Genomic DNA, 354 nt, shown 5'->3' with positions numbered 1-354 from the left:
GCGGCTTCGCCGTCGTCGCCTCCGAGGTCCGCGCCTTGGCGCAGCGCTCGGCGGAAGCGGCGCGCGAGATCAAGAACCTGATCTCGGCCTCGACCACCCAGGTCGGCGAGGGCGTCAAGCTGGTCGCTGCCACCGGCCAGGCGCTGGAGCGCATCGTGACCCAGGTCGCCGAGATCAACGCGGTGGTGACCAACATCGCGGCGAGCGCGCACGAGCAGTCGACCGGGCTCGACCAGGTCAACACCGCGGTCAACCAGATGGACCAGGTGACGCAGCAGAACGCGGCGATGGTCGAGGAATCGACGGCGGCGAGCCATTCGCTGGCGCAGGAGACCGACGCGCTGGCGCGCCAGA

General features: G+C 70.3%; 1 protein-coding gene. It reads left to right on the top strand.

Features of this window, described 5'->3' with window-relative positions; translation table 11 throughout:
- A partial coding sequence (locus C7I85_RS30335) for a methyl-accepting chemotaxis protein (RefSeq protein WP_245445176.1) occupies positions 1–354 on the top strand: 354 nt, incomplete at both ends.

The organism is Pseudaminobacter soli (ex Li et al. 2025) (assembly GCF_003012705.1).
Classification (GTDB): domain Bacteria; phylum Pseudomonadota; class Alphaproteobacteria; order Rhizobiales; family Rhizobiaceae; genus Pseudaminobacter; species Pseudaminobacter soli.
This window is presented reverse-complemented; position numbering and strand designations above follow the sequence as displayed.